Origin of the sequence: Streptomyces sp. CA-135486 (assembly GCF_050936555.1) — a bacterium.
GTDB lineage: Bacteria > Actinomycetota > Actinomycetes > Streptomycetales > Streptomycetaceae > Streptomyces.
Window position 1 is genome coordinate 1690811 of the sequence record NZ_JBNJMM010000002.1, and the last position, 19759, is coordinate 1710569.

The following is a 19759-nucleotide window of genomic DNA, read 5'->3' on the forward strand; positions in this document are numbered from 1 at the left end:
CGGTCCCTAGGGTCGTGGTCAGCTGGCGAACTCGGTGTACTCGTCCGCGGAGAGCAGGTCCTTCGGCTCGTCCGCGACGCGCACCTTGAAGAGCCAGCCGCCCTCGAACGGTGCGGAGTTCACCAGCGACGGGTCGTCCACGACGTCCTGGTTCGCCTCGACGACCTCGCCGCTGACCGGCGAGTACAGGTCGCTGACGGACTTGGTCGACTCCAGCTCGCCGCAGGTCTCGCCCGCGGTCACCGTGTCACCGACCTCCGGGAGCTGTACGTAGACCACATCGCCGAGCGCGTTGGCCGCGTGCTCCGTGATGCCGACCGTCGACACGCCGTCCTCGGCGGCCGACAGCCACTCGTGCTCCTTGCTGTAGCGCAGCTGCTGGGGGTTGCTCATGACCTGAATTCTCCTGTACGCGGGGGAGTGCTGATGAACGATGACTCGGTGCGCAGTGTCACTTCTGGCGCTTGTAGAACGGCAGCGCCACGACCTCGTACGGCTCGTGCGTGCCGCGGATGTCGATGCCGACGCCGGGGGTGCCCGGGGCGGCGTGCGCCGCGTCCACATACGCGATGGCGATCGGCTTGCCGAGCGTGGGGGACGGAGCGCCGGAGGTGACCTCGCCGATCACCCGGCCGTCGGCGACCACGGTCATGCCGGCGCGGGGAACCCGGCGGCCTTCGGCGATCAGGCCGACGAGCTTGCGCGGCGGGTTGGTCTCCGCGCGCTCGGCCGCGGCGCGGAGCGCGTCCCGTCCGACGAAGTCCCCAGCCTTCTCGAACTTCACGACCCGGCCGAGGCCCGCGTCGAAGGGGGTCAGCGCGGTCGTCAGCTCGTGCCCGTACAGCGGCATGCCCGCCTCCAGGCGCAGCGTGTCGCGGCAGGAGAGCCCGCAGGGGATGAGGCCCACCGGGGCGCCCGCCTCGGTCAGTGCCTGCCAGAGCTTCTCGGCGTGCTGCGGCTCGACGAAGAGCTCGAAGCCGTCCTCGCCGGTGTAGCCGGTGCGGGCGATCAGCGCGGGGACGCCGGCGACCGTGCCGGGCAGGCCCGCGTAGTACTTGAGACCGTTCAGGTCGGCGTCGGTGAGGGACTTCAGGATGCCGGGGGACTGAGGGCCCTGGACGGCGATCAGCGCGTACGCTTCACGGTCGTCGCGCACCTCGGCGTCGAAGCCCTCGGCGCGTGCGGTCAGGGCGTCCAGCACCACCTGGGCGTTGCCCGCGTTGGCGACGACCATGTACTCGGTCTCGCCGAGGCGGTAGACGATCAGGTCGTCGACGATCCCGCCGTCCTGCTGACAGATCATGGTGTAGCGCGCGCGGCCCACGGCGACGGAGCCGATGTTGCCCACCAGCGCATGGTCGAGGAGGCCCGCGGCCTGCGGTCCGGTGACGGTGATCTCGCCCATGTGCGAGAGGTCGAAGAGACCGGCCTTGGTACGTACGGCGTTGTGCTCGTCGCGCTCACTGCCGTACCGCAGCGGCATGTCCCAGCCCGCGAAGTCGGTCATGGTCGCACCGAGCGAACGGTGCAGGGCATCGAGGGCGGTGAGACGGGGGGCGTTGCTCATAGATGTGGCTCCCAGGGCAGGCCGGCGAGGACAATCCTCCCCATCTGTCATCGGAACCTGAGAGGTTCGTCTCGACCGCACATAGTGGTGGTCGTGACTTGCACCTTGGGTGGAGCCACTCGACAGCGGCTCGCTTTTCAGATCTGCCTCATCACACGCGGTACGGGGCCTGAGAGATTCAAGGGAGGAACTTGCTCCTTCGGCGCCCGGCACACAGTGGCCAGGACTCTCCCGCGCGGATTCAAGCGGCCGGTATGCAGTTGGCGGGCACATCATTGCACGCATCGCCGCCATGTGGGGTGTCCGGCCCCGATCCGGGCAGCCGCACTTCACGGGCAGTCCACAGCTGCAAAACGGTTGTGCCACATTACTAATTCTTTACACTTCATGGGCAAGGGTGAAGGTGACCCGAGACAGGGGAGGGCGATGACGGTGCAGCGGTCCGGTGCATACGTGACGACCGCGGGGGTGTCCGTCCAGCAGGACGCGCCCGTGCGGGAGCTTTTCGAGGCGCCCCTTCCCGTGCTGCGCGACCTGAGAGACCGCTCCGGGCGCAGTCCGCACACCCTGGGCTTCGCCGACGGCGATGTCGTGGTCGTCTCCGGCCTGCCGGGCAGCGGAAAGTCCACGCTGATCAGACAAGCGGCGAGCGGCAGGGGGATCGACTCGCAGGACACCCGGGACCGCTGGGACGCGTGGATGCCGCGGCTGCTGCCGTACGCCGTCTACCGCCCGCTGGTTCGGATCGCCCACTACGCGGGACTGCGGCGCGCGCTCCGTTCCGGCCTGGGCGTGGTCGTGCACGACTGCGGCACCCAGGCCTGGGTGCGGCGCTGGCTGGCCCGGGAGGCGCGCCGCCGCGGCAGCGGCCTCCATCTGGTGCTGCTCGACGTCACGCCGGCCGTGGCCAGGGAGGGGCAGCGCGAGCGCGGCCGCGGGGTCTCCGGCTATGCCTTCGCCCGGCACAGACGGGCTGTGGGCCGGCTGATCCGCGACGCGGAGGCGGGGCGGCTGCCCGCGGGCTGCGCATCGGCCGTCCTGCTGGACCGGGACGCGGCGGCGGCGCTGACGCGGGTGGGCTTCGAGGAGTCGTAGTGCGGTGCGCGGCTTCTCGCGGCCACCATTCGGGCCCGACTGCGTGCCGCGCGGTCGCGGCGCTAGGGTCGGTGGCGCAAGACCGGAGAAAGCCGGGGGAGAAGGACGCACATGCACACACCGGAGCAGGCCCATCCGCATCCGTACGGCGGCTGGCCGGCGAACGAGCTCGAAGAGGTGCTCGGCGCATCCCTCGGCAACGCCTCGGCCGGCGGCCGTCTCGTCGAGGTGCTCGGCCGCAGCCACATCTGGGTGCCGCTGCCCAACGGGGGCAGCCCCGACAGCCCCAACCTCGACCTGCCCACGATGGACATCGAGGGCGCCGCGTACGTTCCTGTCTACAGCTCCGAGCAGCAGTTCATGGCATGCGTCGGCAGCCATATGCCCTTCACCGTCGCCCCCGCCCGCGAATTCGCCCGGGGGCTGCCCCCGCAGCTCGGCATCGCGGTGAACCCGGACGGCGCCGTCGGCGCCCCGCTGCCGCCGCCCGCCGTCGCCGAGTTGTGCCGGGTGGGACGCACTCTGCTGGACGGGCCCGCGACAGGCGGCCGGGTGCGGCTCTTCGAGCCGGACTGGCAGGAGGAGCCGGTCGACTTCCTCGCCGCCGCGGCCGGTGAGTTCGAGGCCTCCGGTGTCGTCCTCACCGCCCGCCGTGCCCTCGCTTCCGTCGAGGGCGATCCGCCCACCCTGTTCATCGGCGTCCAGCTGTCCTCCTGGGAGGGCGCGGACCGCAACGCCCCCATGGACGCGCTCGGCCGGGCGCTGGGCCGGGCACAGGTGTGCTGGCCCGTCAATCTCGTACTTCTGGATGTGGCGCAGGACCCTGTCGGAGAGTGGATGCTTGAGCGGCTGCGGCCCTTCTACCAACGACAGCACGTGTAGTCGTCAAGTGGGTGTCAGGGCTGCCGTTTAAGCTGGAATGGTCGATCGAAGAGGGGCGGAACCCAGGGTGAGTGCGTCAGGCACCGCGGCGGCGGGGCAGGTCGAGCACATGCTGCGCCAGGTGACACCCGGACGCTACGACGCGTACGAGGCGCTGCTGCACGCGATCGCCGACCCGGCGAGCAGCAGGCTCTGGATGCTGCTCTGGCACGGCCAGGCCGGCTCGCCCGACGCCCAGTACGGGAACATGGAGGTCGACGGCGTCGGCTACGCGCCGTGCGTCACCTCCGCCCAGGAGCTCGCCGTCTCCGGCTGGAACCGCGCCCACGAAGTGATCAGCGGCCCCGACGTTGCCCGCGCCCTGTACCCCGAGCGCTGGGGGATCTGGCTCAACCCGCACGCACCCGGCGGCGGTGTGGGCATCCCCTGGCTGGATCTGCGCCGGATCGCGACCGGCCTCGACCGGATGCCCGCCGGACCCCTGCGGCTGTCCGAACCGGCCGTCGACATGCCGCATTTCTACGCCCTGCTCTCGCAGAACGCCCACCGCACCCCCGCGGTCCGCTCGTTGCGCCGCGCCTGGGTGCAGCCCGCGCTCGGCGCTCCGTACCTCGCCATCGGGCTCGATCTGTACGACACGAGCAGACAGTCCGTGGACACGGTGCGGGCGATGATGCAGCAGTCGATCGGTTCCGTGCCGGACGGGCTGCCGGTCTCCACGGTCGCGATGTCCGACGAGTACGACCCGGTCACGATGTGGCTGCGGGCCAACGCCCGTCCCTTCTACGACCGTGACGCGCACGGCGGCGCACCGGCCCCCGGCCCGGCCGGCGGGACCCCGCTGCACGGCCGCTGACGGACCCTCTGCAGGGCCGCTGAGCCGAGACACTTCCATGCTGCGCGTGAAGGTCTGGGTGGGATTGTGTGTGCCCAAGACCTCGAACGCCTTGCAATCGAATGAGCCGCTGTTGTCCGCATAGCGGTATCTCACTCAACTTTCGCCCCATTTGCGGTAGATGACGTTCCGCTCAGGCGTCGACTCCGTCCGTATAACGGAAACCCTCACTGTGCATCACGTTTGAGCAAACATTCCCCAAGGGGGCTGGTGCGTGATCGCGAGACCATTGAAGACTCCCGCAGCAAGGGGATATTCGCCCCTGTGTGCGGCGCGCTTCACGCGTTCTTCTCGTGCCAAAGCTCCACGTGCACCACATGTTGTGAACAAAGCCGCTACAGCGGCGGGTACGGGCCGGTCACCTCCGGCCGAGAGGGGTCCCCACCACGATGACGGCACCATTGCACGACACGAGCGCGGACGCGGACAAGACCGCTGCCGTCGATGTCGCGGCGGCTGAAGTCAAGAAGTCGGTAGAAGGGCGGTCGCTCCGGCAGATTGCCTGGACCCGCCTGAAGCGGGACAAGCTGGCACTGGCGGGCGGCATCGTTGTCATCTTCCTGGTGCTGGTGGCGCTCTTCGCGCCCTGGATCGTGAGCCTGCTCGGTCACCCGCCCAACGAGTTCCACCAGGACCAGATCGACCCGCTGTTCGGCACCCCCAAGGGCTCCTTCGGCGGCATCAGTTCGGACTTCCTGCTGGGCCTCGAGCCGCAGAACGGCCGCGATGTGTTCAGTCGCATCGTCTACGGCGCGCGCATCTCGCTCCTGGTGGCCTTCCTCGCGGCACTGGTCGCCGTACTGCTCGGCACGATCTTCGGCATCGTCGCGGGCTACTTCGGCGGCTGGGTCGACGCGATCATCAGCCGGGTGATGGACATGCTGCTGGCCTTCCCGCAGCTGCTCTTCATCATCTCGCTGGTCTCCGTGCTCCCCAGCGATCTGTTCGGCCTCACCGGCAGCAACGTCCGTATCGCCGTCCTGGTCATGGTGATCGGCTTCTTCGGCTGGCCGTACGTGGGCCGCATCGTGCGCGGTCAGACCCTCTCACTGCGCGAGAAGGAGTACGTCGAGGCGGCCCGGAGTCTGGGAGCCGGCCAGCGCTATGTGCTCTTCAAGGAGCTGCTGCCCAACCTGGTCGCCCCGATCACCGTCTACACCACCCTGATGATTCCCACGAACATCCTCACCGAGGCGGCGCTCAGCTTCCTTGGGGCAGGTGTGCGGCCGCCCACGGCCTCCTGGGGGCAGATGCTCTCCAAGGCCGTGGAGTACTACCAGGAAGACCCGACGTTCATGGTCGTCCCGGGTCTGGCGATCTTCGTCACGGTACTGGCCTTCAACCTCTTCGGCGACGGCGTGCGCGACGCGCTCGACCCCAAGGGCACCCGTTGACGGCCACTCACCCCGCGGCGCCGTCCGGCCGCAGACAACTGAACGTGCCCCTGCCACAGACGTCAGGCGGCTCCCAGATGGTTCCTCGGCATCCAGCCAAGAACCGCGCTATCCCGGAGGTTGCAGGAACAATGACAGCCCTACGTTCGTCGAGAACCAGGCGGATCGCCGGAGCGGCGCTCGTCGTGGTCGCGCTCACGGCCACAGCGGCTTGTGGTGGCGGCGACAAGGACGACAACGGCGGCAAGGCCGCCGGGTACAACGCTGGTACGAAGGGTGTTGCCAACGCGTCCGCCAAGAAGGGCGGCACGCTGAAGTTCATCGGCAAGCAGGACTTCGACTCCACCGACCCGCAGCGCCAGTACTACGGCATGGCCTGGGACTTCTCCCGGTTCTACGCGCGCCAGCTGGTCTCCTACGCGCCGAAGCCGGGCGCCGGCGGCGCCGAGCTCGTGCCCGACCTCGCCAAGGCCAAGGGCGTGGTCTCCAACGGCGGCAAGACGTACACGTACGAGCTGCGCGACGGGATCACCTGGGAGGACGGCACGCCGATCACCTCCAAGGACATCAAGTACGGCATCGAGCGCATCTGGGCCACGGACGTCATCACCGGCGGTCCGGCCTACCTGCGCCAGGTCCTCGACCCCAAGACCGAGTACAAGGGTCCCTACAAGGACACGACGCCGGACAAGCTCGGTCTGAAGGCGATCCAGACGCCGAACGACAAGACCATCGTCTTCAACCTGGCGACGCCCAACGGTGACTTCGAGCAGATGCTCGCGATGCCGGCCGGCTCCCCGGTGAAGAAGGAGAAGGACACGGCGGGCAAGTACCAGCTCAAGCCGTTCTCCTCGGGCCCGTACAAGTTCGAGTCGTACACGCCCAAGAAGGGCGCTGTCCTCGTCCGCAACGACAAGTGGCAGAAGGCCTCCGACCCGATCCGCCCGGCCCTGCCGGACAAGATCACGGTCACGATCAACTCCAACATCGAGGCGATCGACCAGCTGCTCATCAAGGGCGAGTACGACCTCGACCTGAACGCCACCGGCATGTCCCAGTCGGGCCGAACCACGGCGCTCAAGCAGCACAAGGACAACGTCGACAACATCTCGACCAGCTTCATCCGCTACGTCGACATCGCCACCAAGGTCGCGCCGTTCGACAACATCGAGTGCCGCAAGGCCGTGCTCTACGCGGCCGACTACAAGTCGATGCAGACGGTCCGTGGTGGCCCGGACGCCGGTGGCGACATCGCCACCAACATGCTGCCCAAGTCCATCGCGGGCTCGGACGACTACGACCCGTACGGCATCCTGGCGCGCGGCGGCAAGCCCGACGTCGCCAAGGCCAAGGCGGCCCTGCAGAAGTGCGGCAAGCCCGCCGGCTTCTCCACCGTCATCAGCGCCCGCAGCAACAACCCGGGCGAGGTCCAGGTCGCCGAGGCCCTGCAGCAGTCCCTGCAGGCGGTCGGCATCAAGGCCGAGGTCGAGCCGATCGACGGCGCCGAGTCCTCCAGCATCACCGGTTCGCCGGCCGTCGTGAAGAAGCGCGGTCTCGGACTGATCATGACCGGCTGGGGCCCGGACTTCCCGACCGGTCAGGGCTTCTCGCAGCCGCTGATCGACGGCCGCTTCATCGTGGCGAACGGCAACTACAACGGTTCCGAGACGAACGACCCGAAGATCAACAAGCTCTTCGACGACGCTCTCAAGGAGACCGACCCCGCCAAGGCCGGTGAGATCTACAAGCAGATGAACCACGCTGTCGCGGACCTCGCCGTCCAGATGCCGTTCATCTACGAGAAGAACTTCACCTGGCGCAGCTCGAACCTGACGAACGCCTACTCCACCGCGGCGTACAACGGCCGTTACGACTACGTCTCCCTGGGCGTCGTCAAGTAACCGTCGTCAAGTAACCGTCACTCGTGACGAGTCACACCCCACCATCGCCCAACCCGCCAGTCCCGAAGGGCAGGTGATGGCCTCGGGCGGCGGTCCGGGGAACCCGTAATCCGGGTTTCCCGGGCCGTCGCCGGGCCGCGCACAGTGCTTGCTTATGTCATCCGGCGTTTGTTCGCCGTCGCCATGATGCTGTTGGTCGTGACCCTGACGACCTTCGTCATCTTCTTCGTGCTCCCGAAGTGGGCCGGTTCCGACCCGGCGTATCTCTTCGCCGGCAAGCAGACCGACCCCGCCTCCATTGAGGGAATCCGGCAGAAGCTGGGCCTCTCCGACCCGGTGCTGGTGCAGTTCTGGCACTTCGTCCAGGGCCTTTTCGCCGGTCGGGACTACACCAACGGCGCGGATGTCACCCACTGCCCTGCCCCCTGCTTCGGCTACTCCTTCCGCACCGAGCAGGAGGTCTGGCCGCAGCTGACCGAGGCGATCCCGGTCACCCTGTCGCTCGCCGCGGGCGCCTGCCTGCTGTGGGTCGTCGGCGGTGTCGCCGCCGGCGTCGTCTCGGCGCTGCGCCGGGGCACCCTGTGGGACCGGACCGCGATGACCGTCGCACTGGCCGGCGTCTCGCTCCCCATCTACTTCACCGGTCTGCTCTCGCTGGCGATCTTCAGCTATCAGCTGGACTGGATCAGCGGTGAGTTCACGTCCTTCGGCGAGGACCCGGCACAGTGGTTCCAGACGCTGATCCTGCCGTGGATCACACTCGCCTTCCTCTACGCGGCGATGTACGCCCGGCTCACCCGGGCAACCATGCTGGAGATCATGGGCGAGGACTACATCCGTACGGCCCGTGCCAAAGGCCTCACGGAGCGGGTCGTCATCGGACGGCACGCGATGCGCTCCACCTGGACGCCCGTGCTGACCCTGCTCGGCCTGGACCTCGGTGCGCTGCTCGGCGGTGCGGTCCTCACCGAATCCACGTACAACCTGCCCGGCCTGGGCCGGCTCGCGATCGACTCGATCAACACCAAGGATCTTCCGCTGATCCTGGGAGTCACGCTGTTCGCGGCCCTGTTCATCTGTGTGGCGAACCTCCTCGTGGACCTTCTGTACGCCGTGATCGACCCGCGAGTGAGGATCGGATGAGCAACCTCGACAAGCCCAGTGGCGAGCTTCCGGTGACCGGCACCGCGCTCGGTGAGCCCGCCGCTGTCGGCTCGCCCGCCCCCACGGCCTTCCTGGAAGTACGTGACCTCAAGGTCCACTTCCCGACCGACGACGGTCTGGTCAAGTCCGTCGACGGCCTCAGCTTCCAGCTGGAGAAGGGCAAGACCCTCGGTATCGTCGGCGAGTCCGGCTCCGGAAAGTCCGTCACCTCGCTCGGCATCATGGGCCTGCACACCGCGGGTCAGTACGGCCGCCGCAAGGCGCAGATCTCCGGCGAGGTCTGGCTCGACGGCCGGGAACTGCTCGGCGCCGACCCGGACGAGGTGCGCAAGCTGCGCGGCCGCCAGATGGCGATGATCTTCCAGGACCCGCTGTCCGCGCTGCACCCGTACTACACGATCGGCCGCCAGATCGTGGAGGCCTACCGCGTCCACAACGACGTCGACAAGAAGGTCGCTCGCAAGCGGGCGATCGAACTGCTCGACCGGGTCGGCATCCCGCAGCCCGACAAGCGCGTCGACAACTACCCGCACGAGTTCTCCGGCGGTATGCGCCAGCGCGCGATGATCGCCATGTCGCTCGTGAACAACCCCGAACTGCTGATCGCCGACGAGCCGACGACGGCGCTGGACGTGACCGTCCAGGCGCAGATCCTCGACCTCATCCGGGATCTGCAGAAGGAGTTCGGCTCGGCGGTCATCATCATCACCCACGACCTGGGCGTCGTCGCCGAGCTGGCGGACGACATCCTGGTGATGTACGGCGGCCGGTGCATCGAGCGCGGTCCGGCCGACAAGGTCTTCTACGAGCCGCAGCACCCCTACACCTGGGGCCTGCTGGGCTCGATGCCGCGGATCGACCGGGACCAGACCGAGCGCCTGATCCCGGTCAAGGGCTCCCCGCCCAGCCTGATCAACATCCCCGACGGCTGTGCCTTCAACCCGCGGTGCCCGTACGCGGATGTCCCCAAGGACAACCTGACGCGCACCGTCCGCCCCGAACTCCGCGAGGTCGGCAGCCGGCACTTCTCCGCCTGCCACATGTCGCAGGACGAGCGGACGCGGATCTGGACCGAAGAGATTGCGCCCAAGCTGTGAGCGAGAACGAAGTGAAGATCCCCGAGCAGTCGACCGGCGAGCCCGGGGCGCTGCTGAAGGTCGAGGGCCTGGTCAAGCACTTCCCCATCAGGAAGGGCCTGCTGCGGCGGCATGCCGGGGCCGTGCAGGCGGTCGACGGGCTGACCTTCGACGTCCGCCCGGGCGAGACGCTGGGCGTGGTGGGCGAGTCCGGCTGCGGCAAGTCGACGATGGGCCGGCTGATCACCCGGCTGCTCGAACCGACCGGCGGGAAGATCGAGTTCGAGGGCCACGACATCACGCACCTGGGCGTCGGCAAGATGCGCCCGCTGCGTCGTGACGTCCAGATGATCTTCCAGGATCCCTACTCCTCGCTGAACCCGCGGCACACGATCGGCACGATCGTCTCCGCGCCGTTCAAGCTGCAGGGAGTGCGGCCCGAGGGCGGCATCAAGAAGGAGGTCCAGCGCCTCCTCGAGCTGGTGGGCCTCAACCCCGAGCACTACAACCGCTATCCGCACGAGTTCTCCGGCGGCCAGCGCCAGCGCATCGGCATCGCGCGTGCGCTCGCGCTGAAGCCGAAGCTGGTCGTGGCGGACGAGCCGGTCTCCGCGCTGGACGTGTCGATCCAGGCGCAGGTGGTGAACCTGCTGGACGACCTCCAGGACGAGCTGGGCCTGACGTATGTGATCATCGCGCACGACCTTTCGGTGATCCGGCATGTGTCGGACCGGATCGCGGTGATGTACCTCGGCAAGATCGTGGAGCTTGCGGACCGCAAGTCGCTGTACGAGTCGCCGATGCACCCGTACACCAAGGCGCTGCTGTCGGCGGTACCGGTGCCTGACCCGCGCAGGCGGGGCGGCAAGAGCGACCGGATCCTGCTGAAGGGCGATGTGCCGTCGCCGATCTCGCCGCCGACGGGGTGCCGGTTCCATACCCGGTGCTGGAAGGCGACGGAGATCTGCAAGACGCAGGAACCGCCGCTGATCGCGCTGCGCCCGGGCCAGCAGGTGGCCTGCCACCACCCGGAGAACGCGGAGGACCGGGCGCCGGAGGATGTGGCGCTGCCGTCGGCGCGGGAGGCGATCGACATCGTGGCGGCGACACCGAAGTCCGAGGAATCGGCGTACGCCGCGTCCGATGTGGCCGCGGATGCGGCGAAGGCGGACCTTGCGAAGGTCGACGCCGACGCGGACGGGGACGATCGGGGCTAGGCCGTGTGGATCGGTGCGCGTTGTCTGGCACCACCTTTCCCGAAGCGCTACGGGGGAGGTAGTGCCAGACACGCGAGCCCCGACCCGGGGCGGGCCGAGGCAACGTGCTGGTGCCGGCTCCGCTCCGTAGAACCGGCACAATCGTCCGGTGCTCCTTGAACTGTTCACGCCCTCCGTCCAGCACGCGCTCGACCTCGCCGGGATCTTCGTATTCGCGATCTCCGGCGCACTGCTCGCCGTCCGCAAGAACTTCGACGTCTTCGGAATCGCCGTGCTCGCCGAGGTCACCGCGCTCGGCGGAGGGCTGCTGCGTGACCTGATCATCGGGGCCGTCCCCCCGGCCGCCTTCACCGATCTCGGGTACTTCCTCATGCCCCTTGTGGCGGCCGCCCTTGTCTTCTTCCTGCACCCGCAGGTCGAGCGCATCCAGAACGGCGTCAATGTCTTCGACGCCGCCGGCCTCGGGCTGTTCTGCGTCACCGGCACCACCAAGGCGTACGAGTACGGGCTCGGCCTCACGTCGTCCGCCGTCCTCGGCCTCGCCACCGCCGTCGGCGGTGGTGTGCTGCGGGACGTGCTCGCCAACGAGGTGCCCTCGCTGCTGCGCTGGGACCGCGACCTCTACGCCGTCCCCGCCATGGTCGGCGCCACCATGGTCGTCCTCAGCATCCGCTTCGACGCGCTGAACACGGCCACCAGCGGACTCGCCGTGGTGACCGCGTTCGTCCTGCGTCTGTTCGCCATGCGCTTCCACTGGCGCGCGCCCCGCGCCTGGAACCGCCGCTCCTCCGCCGCTGAGGAGGCGTAGGGAACGGGACCGGGCGCCCGCGCTGCCGAAGCCGCTCGTATGCCGATCCGCTTCCGCACCAACCCAAAAAGCTACCGCTCAGTAATTTTCTGTTGTACCGTGCCGCCATGGCACAGGCAGTACAGGCATCCATCGGGGACAGCGAGTTCGACCGCGACACCGCTGTCACCCTGCGCGCACCGGGCGTCTACGACGCGGAGCTCTCGGCGGGCTGGACGATCATCCACGCCGTCAACGGCGGCTATCTGCTGGCCCTGCTCGGCCGGGCGCTGGGCGACGCACTGCCGCACGCCGACCCGTTCACGGTCTCGGCGCACTATCTGACGGCGTCCCAGCCGGGCCCCGCGGTGATCCGCACCGAGGTCGTACGCACCGGCCGCACCCTGTCCACCGGACAGGCCTCGCTCATTCAGCACGCGGAAGACGGCACCGAGGTCGAGCGCATCCGCGTCCTCGCGACCTACGGAGACCTGGACGCGCTCCCCGGCGACGTGCGCACCACGGCGAAGCCGCCCGCGATGCCGGCCATCCAGGACTGCCTCGGGCCGAGCGACGGGCCCGCGCCGAAGATCCCCGGCAGCTCGGCGATCACGGACCGCCTGAACATCAAGCTCGACCCGGCCACCGTCGGCTGGGCGGTCGGCGCGCCCTCCGGCAAGGGGGAGATGCGCGGCTGGTTCTCCCTGGCGGACGGCCGGGACGCGGACCCCTTCTCGCTGCTGCTCACGGTCGACGCGCTGCCGCCGACCTCGTTCGAGCTGGGTCTGAAGGGCTGGACGCCGACGGTCGAACTCACCACCCACATCCGCTGCCGCCCGGCGCCGGGCCCGCTGCGGGTCTCGATCACGACGCGGAATCTGGCGGGCGGGTTTCTGGAGGAGGACGCGGAGGTCTGGGACAGCGAGGACCGGCTGGTGGCGCAGTCGCGACAGCTGGCGAAGGCGCCGCGCGACTGAGGTGCATGCCCTTGCGGGCCGCTTCGAACGCCAGCTGGTACGCCCCGTGGAGACGGTCTGGTCCGAACTGACCACGGGCACACGAGCACACAGTCGTTGGCCCCGGGCCGGCGGCGAGGTCCGCTGGCAACTCACGAAGGGCACGGGCCACGGCCCACGCCTGATCCTGACCCAGACGCTCCCGCGACCGTCGGACGCGGAGGCCACGCTGGTTGCGTGGCAAGCACGCATCGACGAACCGGCGGCGACGCTGCGGAAGAGACAGGTGGCGCGGGCGCGAAGCCGCCGGGCGAGCCCGGGGTCCGTGGGTCAGACCTCGCGGCCCAGCCACGCCGCCAGGCGCGCGTACGCATCCGCGCCCGGTCCCGCCTCCCGCACCGCCCCGAACGGCACATCCTCCCCCCGGCCGTCCGCCGGCAGGACCTGCCGGGCGATCGGCAGGATCACTTCCGCCAACTCCTCGTCCAGGGCCAGCGGATGCCCCAGCGCCTGAGACAGATCCCAGGTATGCGTCACCGTCTCCATCACATACCCCCCGACCGCCCCCGCCCCCGGCACCGTCCCCCACGGCACCGCCACCGGCCCGCCCAGCTTCGCGTCCTGCGCCCACGCCGCCGTGAAGCGGGCCCTCGCCTCCTCGTACGCCGCGCTCCAGTCGTCGTCGGCGACGCCGTCCATCCGGGCCGGGACCGACAGCCACTCGCCGCCCTCGCCGATGTGCGCGATCCGGTGCGTGGCGCCGACGACATGGGACACCAGCGCCCGTACGTCGTACTCCGTACACGGCGTCGGATCGCCCAGCCGCTCCGGCGTCACCGTCTTCAGCAGGCCCGCGAACTGGTCGGCCGCGCGCTCAAACAGGGGGCGGGGGTCCTTCATGGTGTCCGTGGCGTTCATGGTGTCCGTCTCCTCATGTCCCGGTCTCGCTGACGGCACGCACTCTGCACGGATAACCTGACACCCACCGTCAAGTTTTCCGGAGACCCTCACACCCGTGAAATCAGACCGGCTGCTCTCGATCCTGCTGCTGCTCCAGACCCGCGGTCTCGTCCCCGCCGCCGAGCTCGCCGAACGGCTCGAAGTCTCCGTGCGCACCATCTACCGGGACATCGAGTCGCTCTCCGCCTCCGGCGTGCCCGTCTACGCCGAACGCGGGCGGCACGGCGGTATCGCGCTGCTGCCCGGATTCCGTACCGACGTCACGGGACTGACCGCCGACGAGTCCCGCGCCCTGTTCGTGCTCGCGGCCTAGGGCGCGCACTCCGCGCTCGGCCTCGATCAGGCGCTCGGCTCGGCACTGCGCAAGGTCATGGCGGCGCTGCCCGAACCGCACCGGCCCGCCGCCGAGTTGACGAGCCGGCGGATCCTGGTGGATCCGGCCCGCTGGATGCGCGTACCGCAGCCTGCCGTGGATCTGGACGTGCTGAACTCCGCGGTCTTCACCGACCGGCGGCTGCGGCTGCGCTATCGCCACAGCGGGACGACCGAGCCGCGGACGTACACGCTCGATCCGTACGGACTCGTCGTCAAGGCGGGCGTCTGGTACCTGGTCGCCGACCACCGGGCCGCGCCCCGGCTGTTCCGGGCCGACCGGGTGCTCGCCGCGACCCTGACCGACGCCCCGGTGCGCCGACGGGCCGGGCAGGAGCTGGCGGATGTCTGGGAGGTGCTGCGCCGTCAGGTCGAGGACCGGCCCGCGGACGTACGGGTGACGGCGCGGGTGCGGGCGGACCGGCTCGACCTGTTCCTGCGCATCCAGGCGAGTCATCTCGCCGCGGAGCCGGTGCCGGCGGGGGAGTGGACGCACGTGGAGCTCGCCCTCCCGTCGGCGATGGCGGCTCGTGCGCTGCTGGCGTTCGGTGAGAGCGTGGAGGTGCTTTCGCCGCCCGAGGCCCGCGAGGAGCTGGCTCAGGCCGCGGCCGCGGTCGTCGAGTTGTACGGCGACCGGGCGCCCGATCCGGCCAATGTCGCCCGGGCGCCCAATCCGGCCAATGTCGGTGCCCGCGTGCCCGGTCCGGCCGGCGGAGGCGACGGCGGCCGCGCCGTCAGTCCAGCCAGTGGCGGCGGCCGAGGCTGATCAGCCGCAGTTGACGTCTCGCCAGCGAACCCACCGGCTCCTCGCCCTCCGGACCCGCCTCCAGGAACGTGTACGCGGTCACCACCATGTGGTCCACATACAGCCCCGCCAGCATCATCAGATCCGCCTCGCTCCACCCCGCCGCCTCCGGCTCCCGGGCGAACGCCGCCGCCACCTCCTCGGCGAACCGCCGCAGTTGGGCGCCGATGGCCTCCCGTACGGGCTGCACACCGCCGTACCGCTCGCGTGCGATGAAGCGGACGTGTGCGGGGGAGGTCCGTACCAGTTCGGCGATGAGCGCGACGGTCCGGTCGATGCGTACGTCGTCGCCGTTCTCGGCGAGCGCCTCGCCGATCGTGGCGTGCAGACTGCCGAGCGCCTCCTCGACGAGTGCGACGCCGAGGTCCGCCGTGTCCCGGAAGTGCCGGTAGAACGCCGTCGGGGCCACACCCACGGCCCGGGTCACCTCACGCAGTCCCAGGCTGCTCAGACTCTGCTCCTCGAGCAGCTGCAGCGCGGCGTCCAGGAGGGCCTGACGGGTCTTCTGTTTCTGGGCCTGACGTATCCCGAGGGTGTGACTCATAACATTCAGTAAACAACCGTTCTCTCAAAAAAGGAAGTGTAGACTCGGGAGTCAGTGAACAGTCGTACTCTCAAGTGTTCACCGAGAATTCGAAAGGAAGACGATGATCGCCCTCGTCGCAGCACTTCTCCTGCTGGGAATTCTGCTGGGCGCCGTGGCCCAACTCCCCGTCTCCGTAACCATCGTGGCGTGCTCCGTCATCGGTGCATGGCTGCTCGTCTTCGCCGTGCGCGAGCGTCGCGCACGCCACCACTGACCCGGAAGGAGCAGAACCACCATGCAACTCACCGCTATCGCACGCGCCACGCGCACCACACGCACGGAGAGCACCCTCGGGGACGCCGCCGTCCGGGGCGTCGACCGTGACACCGACCGTGACGCGGACCGGTCCAAGACCGAGCCCGAGACCCGGCGCGCGTTGCGCCGGGACGCCGACGGCATGGCCGTCGCCGCGTTCGTCCTCGGCCTCGTCGGTCTGCTGGTGATGAACATCCTGCTCGGCCCGATCGCCGTCGTGCTGGCGGGACTCGCCCTCTGGCGCGGCACCGCACGCCGCGGCCGTGCCCTGCTCGGCCTCACCCTGGGCCTCGCCGACCTGGTCGTCCTCGCCGTGCTGATCAGCGCGAACGGAACCGTCGTCTGGGGCCTCGGCGACTGACACCACAGCCGGGGGACGCCTCAGGGCGTCACGGAAGGCCGGGGAAAGCCGGGAAAAGCCCTGGGGAAAACGGCGCCCGCACGCCCGTGCCCCTCTGCGCCGAGTCCGCGCCCCCGCGAGGCCTCGTAGAATCGTGGCCACCATGGCATACCTCGACCACGCTGCGACCACTCCGATGCTGCCGGAGGCCGTCGAGGCGATGACCGCGCAGCTCACCGTCACCGGCAACGCCTCCGCGCTGCACGCGGCCGGGCGCCGGGCCCGCCGCGCCGTCGAGGAGGCCCGCGAGACCCTTGCGGACGCGCTCGGCGCGCGGCCCAGCGAGGTGGTCTTCACCTCCGGCGGCACCGAGGCCGACAACCTCGCCGTGAAGGGCCTGTACTGGCAGCGGCGCGACGCCGACCCGGCCAGGACCCGGGTCCTGGCCAGCCCCGTCGAGCATCACGCCGTCCTCGACGCCGTCCACTGGCTCGGCGAGCACGAGGGCGCGACGATCGAGTATCTGCCGGTCGACGCGTACGGACGGGTGCACCCCGAGGCCCTGCGCGAAGCCATCGGGCGCAACCCCGGCGATGTCGCGCTCGCCACCGTGATGTGGGCCAACAATGAGATCGGCACCGTCATGCCGGTGGCCGAACTGTCCGCCGTGGCAAAGGAGTTCGGCGTCCCGCTGCACGCCGACGCGGTCCAGGCCTTCGGCCAGCTCGACGTCGACTTCGCCGCGTCGGGACTGGCGGCGATGACCGTGTCCGGGCACAAGATCGGCGGCCCGTACGGCATCGGCGCGTTGCTGCTCGGACGCGAGTACACCCCGGTCCCCGTCCTGCACGGCGGCGGCCAGGAGCGCCACGTCCGCTCCGGCACCCTGGACGCCCCCGCGATCGCCTCCTTCGCCGTGGCCGGCCGCATAGCCGCGGAGCGCCGCGAGGAGTTCGCCCGCGAGATCGGCGCACTGCGAGACGAACTCGTCCAGGCAGTGCGTACGGCGGTCCCGGACGCGATCCTCGGCGGTGACCCGGACGACCGCCTCCCCGCCAACGCCCACTTCACCTTCCCCGGCTGCGAGGGCGACTCGCTGCTGCTCCTCCTGGACGCACAGGGCATCGAGTGCTCCACCGGCTCCGCGTGCACCGCCGGAGTCGCCCAGCCCAGCCATGTCCTCCTGGCCACCGGCACCGACCCTGACCTGGCGCGCGGCACGCTGCGCTTCAGCCTCGGGCACACCTCCACGAAGGCGGATGTGGAGGCGGTCGCCGAGGCCATCGGCCCGGTGGTGGAGCGGGCCCGTACGGCGGGACTCAGCTAGGGCGTGTTTTAGAAGTCCCTCCCCCAGAGCTTCGCCTGGGAGGTGCCCCCACCCCGCGATGCCTGGCACGCACACTCGCGATGTTGTCGAAGTCGCCCAAGTACGTCCAGTACGAGGGCGATCACCCCCAGACTTCGTCCGGGGGTGCCCCCACCGCCTTGCGATTGCACGCACCAGACGCCGCGGGGCCCGCCCTGCGGGCGGACGGCGCTACTTCTAAAACACGCCCTAGCCGGCGCGCGCCGGCTAGCGCGCCTTGCGCACCAGCGTCAGATACCGGTTCCAGTCCCAGTGCGGACCGGGATCCGTGTGGTCCGTCCCCGGCACCTCCACATGCCCGAGGATGTGCTCCCGATCCACCGGGATGTCGTACCGCGCACAGATCCGTGCCGTGAGCTGCGCCGACGAGCTGTACATCGCGTCCGTGAAGTCGGCAGGCCGGTCCACGAAGCCCTCGTGCTCTATGCCGATGCTGCGTTCGTTGAACGAGCGGTTCCCCGAGTGGAAGGCCACATCCAGCTCGCGGATCATCTGCGCCACATGCCCGTCCTTGCGTACGACATAGTGCGCCGCTGCCCCGTGCCCCGGGTCCTTGAAGACCTTCAGCGCCGAGAGATAGCTGCCCTGGACGACATGGATGATCACGCGGTCGATGAGATAGTCGGCGGGCCGGTCCGCGAGCCGCCAGTTCGCCCGGGAGGCCGCTGTCCACTCGGCGCCCGGGTAGTCGAGCTCACCCTCCTTGCGCGGCTTCGTCATCCCCGGCAGCCGCCACCAGGCACGTCTCAGCTCGTCCTGCAGCAGCGCACCGGTCCCGAGCACCACGGCCCCGCCGCCGATCAGCACGGCACGCCTGCTGACCCTCCGCCCGCCCCCACGCTTCGAATCGCTCCCCATGCGATCCACAACGCATACTCACGAGCTTTCGGTTCCCCGGGCCCCTTACCCTGGTAGAGCTATGACTCCTCAGACTCCTCAGACTCCCCAGCGCCCCCTCCGCGTACTCGCCGCCATGTCGGGCGGCGTGGACTCCGCCGTCGCCGCCGCCCGGGCCGCCGAGGCCGGCCACGATGTCACCGGTGTGCACCTCGCGCTCTCCGCGAACCCGCAGTCGTTCCGTACGGGCGCGCGCGGTTGCTGCACCATCGAGGACTCGCGCGACGCCCGTCGCGCGGCGGACGTCATCGGCATCCCGTTTTATGTGTGGGATCTCGCCGAGCGTTTCCGCGAGGACGTGGTCGAGGACTTCATTGCGGAGTACGAGGCGGGCCGCACGCCCAATCCCTGTCTGCGCTGCAACGAGAAGATCAAGTTCGCCGCGCTCCTGGACAAGGCGCTCGCGCTGGGCTTCGACGCCGTGTGCACCGGTCACTACGCGACGGTGATCGTCCGCGAGGACGGCTCGCGCGAGCTGCACCGGGCGTCCGACATGGCCAAGGACCAGTCGTATGTCCTCGGCGTGCTCGACGAGCGGCAGCTGGCGCACGCCATGTTCCCGCTCGGCGACACCCTCACCACCAAGGACGAGATCCGGGCGGAGGCCGAGCGCAGGGGCCTCGCGGTCGCGAAGAAGCCGGACAGCCACGACATCTGCTTCATCGCGGACGGCGACACCCAGGGCTTCCTGGCGAGCCGCCTGGGGACGGCGGAGGGCGACATCGTCGACGAGTCGGGCACGAAGCTGGGCACGCACGAAGGGGCCTTCGGCTTCACCATCGGACAGCGCAAGGGTCTGCGCATCGGCCATCCCGCCGCCGACGGCAAGCCGCGCTACGTCCTGGACATCTCGCCGGTGAACAACACGGTGACGGTCGGCCCGGTCGAGGCGCTGGACGTCACGGCCCTGACGGCGATCAAGCCCCGCTGGTGCGGGACGGCTCCGGCCGACCCGGGTACGTACACCGCACAGCTGCGCGCCCACGGCGGCGAGACGCCGGTGACCGCCGAGCTGGTCGACGGCACCCTCGAGGTCAGCTTCACGGAGCCGGTCCGCGGCGTCGCCCCCGGTCAGGCGATCGTCCTGTACGACGGCACGCGCGTGGTGGGTTCGGCGACGATCGCGACGACCGAGCGTGCGGCGATGTCTGCCGCCTAGGCCCTGTCCGGCCGATCTTGCCGGGCTCGCGGGCCCCGGCACGCACTCCCCCGTAGCCCTTCGGGCACGGGAGGTGCGCCCACCG

19 protein-coding genes, 1 pseudogene and 1 riboswitch are annotated in these 19759 nt (G+C 69.6%); of the genes and pseudogenes, 15 read left to right on the forward strand and 5 right to left on the reverse strand.

What is annotated here, in order from left to right; all coding sequences use genetic code 11:
* Nucleotides 1-18 precede the first annotated feature (18 nt).
* The gene (gcvH, locus tag ACQEVG_RS27125; protein WP_432988474.1) at nt 19-393 is read right to left on the reverse strand and encodes a glycine cleavage system protein GcvH; all 375 of its coding nucleotides are present in this window, start codon (nt 391-393) and stop codon (nt 19-21) included.
* A gap of 58 nt (nt 394-451) precedes the next feature.
* Nucleotides 452-1567: a glycine cleavage system aminomethyltransferase GcvT gene (gene gcvT, locus ACQEVG_RS27130; RefSeq protein WP_432988476.1), complete on the reverse strand. Its 1116-nt coding sequence runs from the start codon at nt 1565-1567 to the stop codon at nt 452-454.
* A 148-nt stretch (nt 1568-1715) separates the two neighbouring features.
* Nucleotides 1716-1811: riboswitch (glycine riboswitch) on the reverse strand.
* Between the two features lie 182 nt (nt 1812-1993).
* Here gcvT and ACQEVG_RS27135 point away from each other — a divergent pair.
* From ACQEVG_RS27135 to ACQEVG_RS27180, 10 genes are all read left to right on the forward strand, one after another.
* The gene (locus ACQEVG_RS27135; protein ID WP_432988478.1) at nt 1994-2662 is read left to right on the forward strand and encodes an AAA family ATPase; all 669 of its coding nucleotides are present in this window, start codon (nt 1994-1996) and stop codon (nt 2660-2662) included.
* Nucleotides 2663-2773: 111 nt separating this feature from the next.
* Entirely contained in the window at nt 2774-3544 is a 771-nt protein-coding gene (locus ACQEVG_RS27140) for an enhanced serine sensitivity protein SseB (protein WP_432988480.1), read from the forward strand.
* 67 nt (nt 3545-3611) lie between these two features.
* A complete protein-coding gene (locus tag ACQEVG_RS27145) occupies nt 3612-4400 on the forward strand; it encodes an enhanced serine sensitivity protein SseB C-terminal domain-containing protein (RefSeq protein ID WP_432988482.1) in 789 nt (262 codons plus the stop codon).
* A gap of 428 nt (nt 4401-4828) precedes the next feature.
* The gene (locus ACQEVG_RS27150) at nt 4829-5833 is read left to right on the forward strand and encodes an ABC transporter permease (RefSeq protein ID WP_404723932.1); all 1005 of its coding nucleotides are present in this window, start codon (nt 4829-4831) and stop codon (nt 5831-5833) included.
* Nucleotides 5834-5964: 131 nt separating this feature from the next.
* The gene (locus ACQEVG_RS27155; RefSeq protein ID WP_432988484.1) at nt 5965-7734 is read left to right on the forward strand and encodes an ABC transporter substrate-binding protein; all 1770 of its coding nucleotides are present in this window, start codon (nt 5965-5967) and stop codon (nt 7732-7734) included.
* 186 nt (nt 7735-7920) lie between these two features.
* Nucleotides 7921-8877 carry an ABC transporter permease gene (locus ACQEVG_RS27160; protein ID WP_432992929.1) on the forward strand — a complete coding sequence of 319 codons (957 nt, stop codon included), beginning with the start codon at nt 7921-7923 and terminating at the stop codon, nt 8875-8877.
* Nucleotides 8874-9995, forward strand: a complete 1122-nt coding sequence (locus ACQEVG_RS27165; protein WP_432988486.1) for an ABC transporter ATP-binding protein — start codon at nt 8874-8876, stop codon at nt 9993-9995. Before ACQEVG_RS27160 ends, ACQEVG_RS27165 begins: the two co-directional genes overlap by 4 nt.
* A complete protein-coding gene (locus ACQEVG_RS27170) occupies nt 9992-11191 on the forward strand; it encodes an ABC transporter ATP-binding protein (protein WP_432988488.1) in 1200 nt (399 codons plus the stop codon). Before ACQEVG_RS27165 ends, ACQEVG_RS27170 begins: the two co-directional genes overlap by 4 nt.
* A gap of 148 nt (nt 11192-11339) precedes the next feature.
* Nucleotides 11340-11999 (forward strand): trimeric intracellular cation channel family protein, encoded by a 660-nt coding sequence (locus ACQEVG_RS27175; protein WP_432988490.1) that lies wholly within the window; start codon nt 11340-11342, stop codon nt 11997-11999.
* Between the two features lie 107 nt (nt 12000-12106).
* Nucleotides 12107-12955, forward strand: a complete 849-nt coding sequence (locus ACQEVG_RS27180; protein WP_432988492.1) for a thioesterase family protein — start codon at nt 12107-12109, stop codon at nt 12953-12955.
* A gap of 309 nt (nt 12956-13264) precedes the next feature.
* On the opposite strand, the gene ACQEVG_RS27185 is transcribed toward ACQEVG_RS27180, so the two are convergent.
* The gene (locus ACQEVG_RS27185; RefSeq protein ID WP_432988494.1) at nt 13265-13852 is read right to left on the reverse strand and encodes a TIGR03086 family metal-binding protein; all 588 of its coding nucleotides are present in this window, start codon (nt 13850-13852) and stop codon (nt 13265-13267) included.
* A 97-nt stretch (nt 13853-13949) separates the two neighbouring features.
* Between ACQEVG_RS27185 and ACQEVG_RS27190 the strand changes: the two are divergent.
* Nucleotides 13950-15032 (forward strand): annotated as a pseudogene (locus ACQEVG_RS27190) (helix-turn-helix transcriptional regulator).
* Here the strand turns inward: ACQEVG_RS27190 and ACQEVG_RS27195 are convergent.
* Complete coding sequence (locus ACQEVG_RS27195; protein WP_432988496.1) at nt 15001-15615, reverse strand: TetR family transcriptional regulator; 615 nt, start codon at nt 15613-15615, stop codon at nt 15001-15003. The pseudogene ACQEVG_RS27190 and the gene ACQEVG_RS27195 overlap by 32 nt on opposite strands.
* Before the next feature lie 103 nt (nt 15616-15718).
* Between ACQEVG_RS27195 and ACQEVG_RS27200 the strand changes: the two genes are divergently transcribed.
* The 3 genes from ACQEVG_RS27200 to ACQEVG_RS27210 all read left to right on the forward strand — a co-directional run bounded on the left by ACQEVG_RS27200 (nt 15719) and on the right by ACQEVG_RS27210 (nt 17579).
* Nucleotides 15719-15871, forward strand: a complete 153-nt coding sequence (locus ACQEVG_RS27200) for a hypothetical protein (RefSeq protein ID WP_360881202.1) — start codon at nt 15719-15721, stop codon at nt 15869-15871.
* Nucleotides 15872-15892: 21 nt separating this feature from the next.
* The gene (locus tag ACQEVG_RS27205; RefSeq protein WP_432988498.1) at nt 15893-16273 is read left to right on the forward strand and encodes a hypothetical protein; all 381 of its coding nucleotides are present in this window, start codon (nt 15893-15895) and stop codon (nt 16271-16273) included.
* 142 nt (nt 16274-16415) lie between these two features.
* Complete coding sequence (locus ACQEVG_RS27210; RefSeq protein WP_432988500.1) at nt 16416-17579, forward strand: cysteine desulfurase family protein; 1164 nt, start codon at nt 16416-16418, stop codon at nt 17577-17579.
* 246 nt (nt 17580-17825) lie between these two features.
* On the opposite strand, the gene ACQEVG_RS27215 is transcribed toward ACQEVG_RS27210, so the two are convergent.
* On the reverse strand, nt 17826-18476 hold the full coding sequence (locus ACQEVG_RS27215) for an N-acetylmuramoyl-L-alanine amidase (protein WP_432988502.1): 651 nt from the start codon (nt 18474-18476) through the stop codon (nt 17826-17828).
* A gap of 61 nt (nt 18477-18537) precedes the next feature.
* On the opposite strand from ACQEVG_RS27215, the gene mnmA reads away from it, so the two are divergent.
* A complete protein-coding gene (gene mnmA, locus ACQEVG_RS27220; protein ID WP_432988504.1) occupies nt 18538-19674 on the forward strand; it encodes a tRNA 2-thiouridine(34) synthase MnmA in 1137 nt (378 codons plus the stop codon).
* Nucleotides 19675-19759: the final 85 nt, after the last annotated feature.

Bases quoted from the DNA above. Each gene is read 5' to 3' on its own strand.
- gcvH (WP_432988474.1), bottom strand. From the start codon at position 393: ATGAGCAACCCCCAGCAGCTGCGCTACAGCAAGGAGCACGAGTGGCTG.
- gcvT (WP_432988476.1), bottom strand. From the start codon at position 1,567: ATGAGCAACGCCCCCCGTCTCACCGCCCTCGATGCCCTGCACCGTTCG.
- ACQEVG_RS27135 (WP_432988478.1), top strand. From the start codon at position 1,994: ATGACGGTGCAGCGGTCCGGTGCATACGTGACGACCGCGGGGGTGTCC.
- ACQEVG_RS27140 (WP_432988480.1), top strand. From the start codon at position 2,774: ATGCACACACCGGAGCAGGCCCATCCGCATCCGTACGGCGGCTGGCCG.
- ACQEVG_RS27150 (WP_404723932.1), top strand. From the start codon at position 4,829: ATGACGGCACCATTGCACGACACGAGCGCGGACGCGGACAAGACCGCT.
- ACQEVG_RS27155 (WP_432988484.1), top strand. From the start codon at position 5,965: ATGACAGCCCTACGTTCGTCGAGAACCAGGCGGATCGCCGGAGCGGCG.
- ACQEVG_RS27160 (WP_432992929.1), top strand. From the start codon at position 7,921: ATGCTGTTGGTCGTGACCCTGACGACCTTCGTCATCTTCTTCGTGCTC.
- ACQEVG_RS27165 (WP_432988486.1), top strand. From the start codon at position 8,874: ATGAGCAACCTCGACAAGCCCAGTGGCGAGCTTCCGGTGACCGGCACC.
- ACQEVG_RS27180 (WP_432988492.1), top strand. From the start codon at position 12,107: ATGGCACAGGCAGTACAGGCATCCATCGGGGACAGCGAGTTCGACCGC.
- ACQEVG_RS27185 (WP_432988494.1), bottom strand. From the start codon at position 13,852: ATGAACGCCACGGACACCATGAAGGACCCCCGCCCCCTGTTTGAGCGC.
- ACQEVG_RS27195 (WP_432988496.1), bottom strand. From the start codon at position 15,615: ATGAGTCACACCCTCGGGATACGTCAGGCCCAGAAACAGAAGACCCGT.
- ACQEVG_RS27200 (WP_360881202.1), top strand. From the start codon at position 15,719: ATGATCGCCCTCGTCGCAGCACTTCTCCTGCTGGGAATTCTGCTGGGC.
- ACQEVG_RS27205 (WP_432988498.1), top strand. From the start codon at position 15,893: ATGCAACTCACCGCTATCGCACGCGCCACGCGCACCACACGCACGGAG.
- ACQEVG_RS27210 (WP_432988500.1), top strand. From the start codon at position 16,416: ATGGCATACCTCGACCACGCTGCGACCACTCCGATGCTGCCGGAGGCC.
- ACQEVG_RS27215 (WP_432988502.1), bottom strand. From the start codon at position 18,476: ATGGGGAGCGATTCGAAGCGTGGGGGCGGGCGGAGGGTCAGCAGGCGT.
- mnmA (WP_432988504.1), top strand. From the start codon at position 18,538: ATGACTCCTCAGACTCCTCAGACTCCCCAGCGCCCCCTCCGCGTACTC.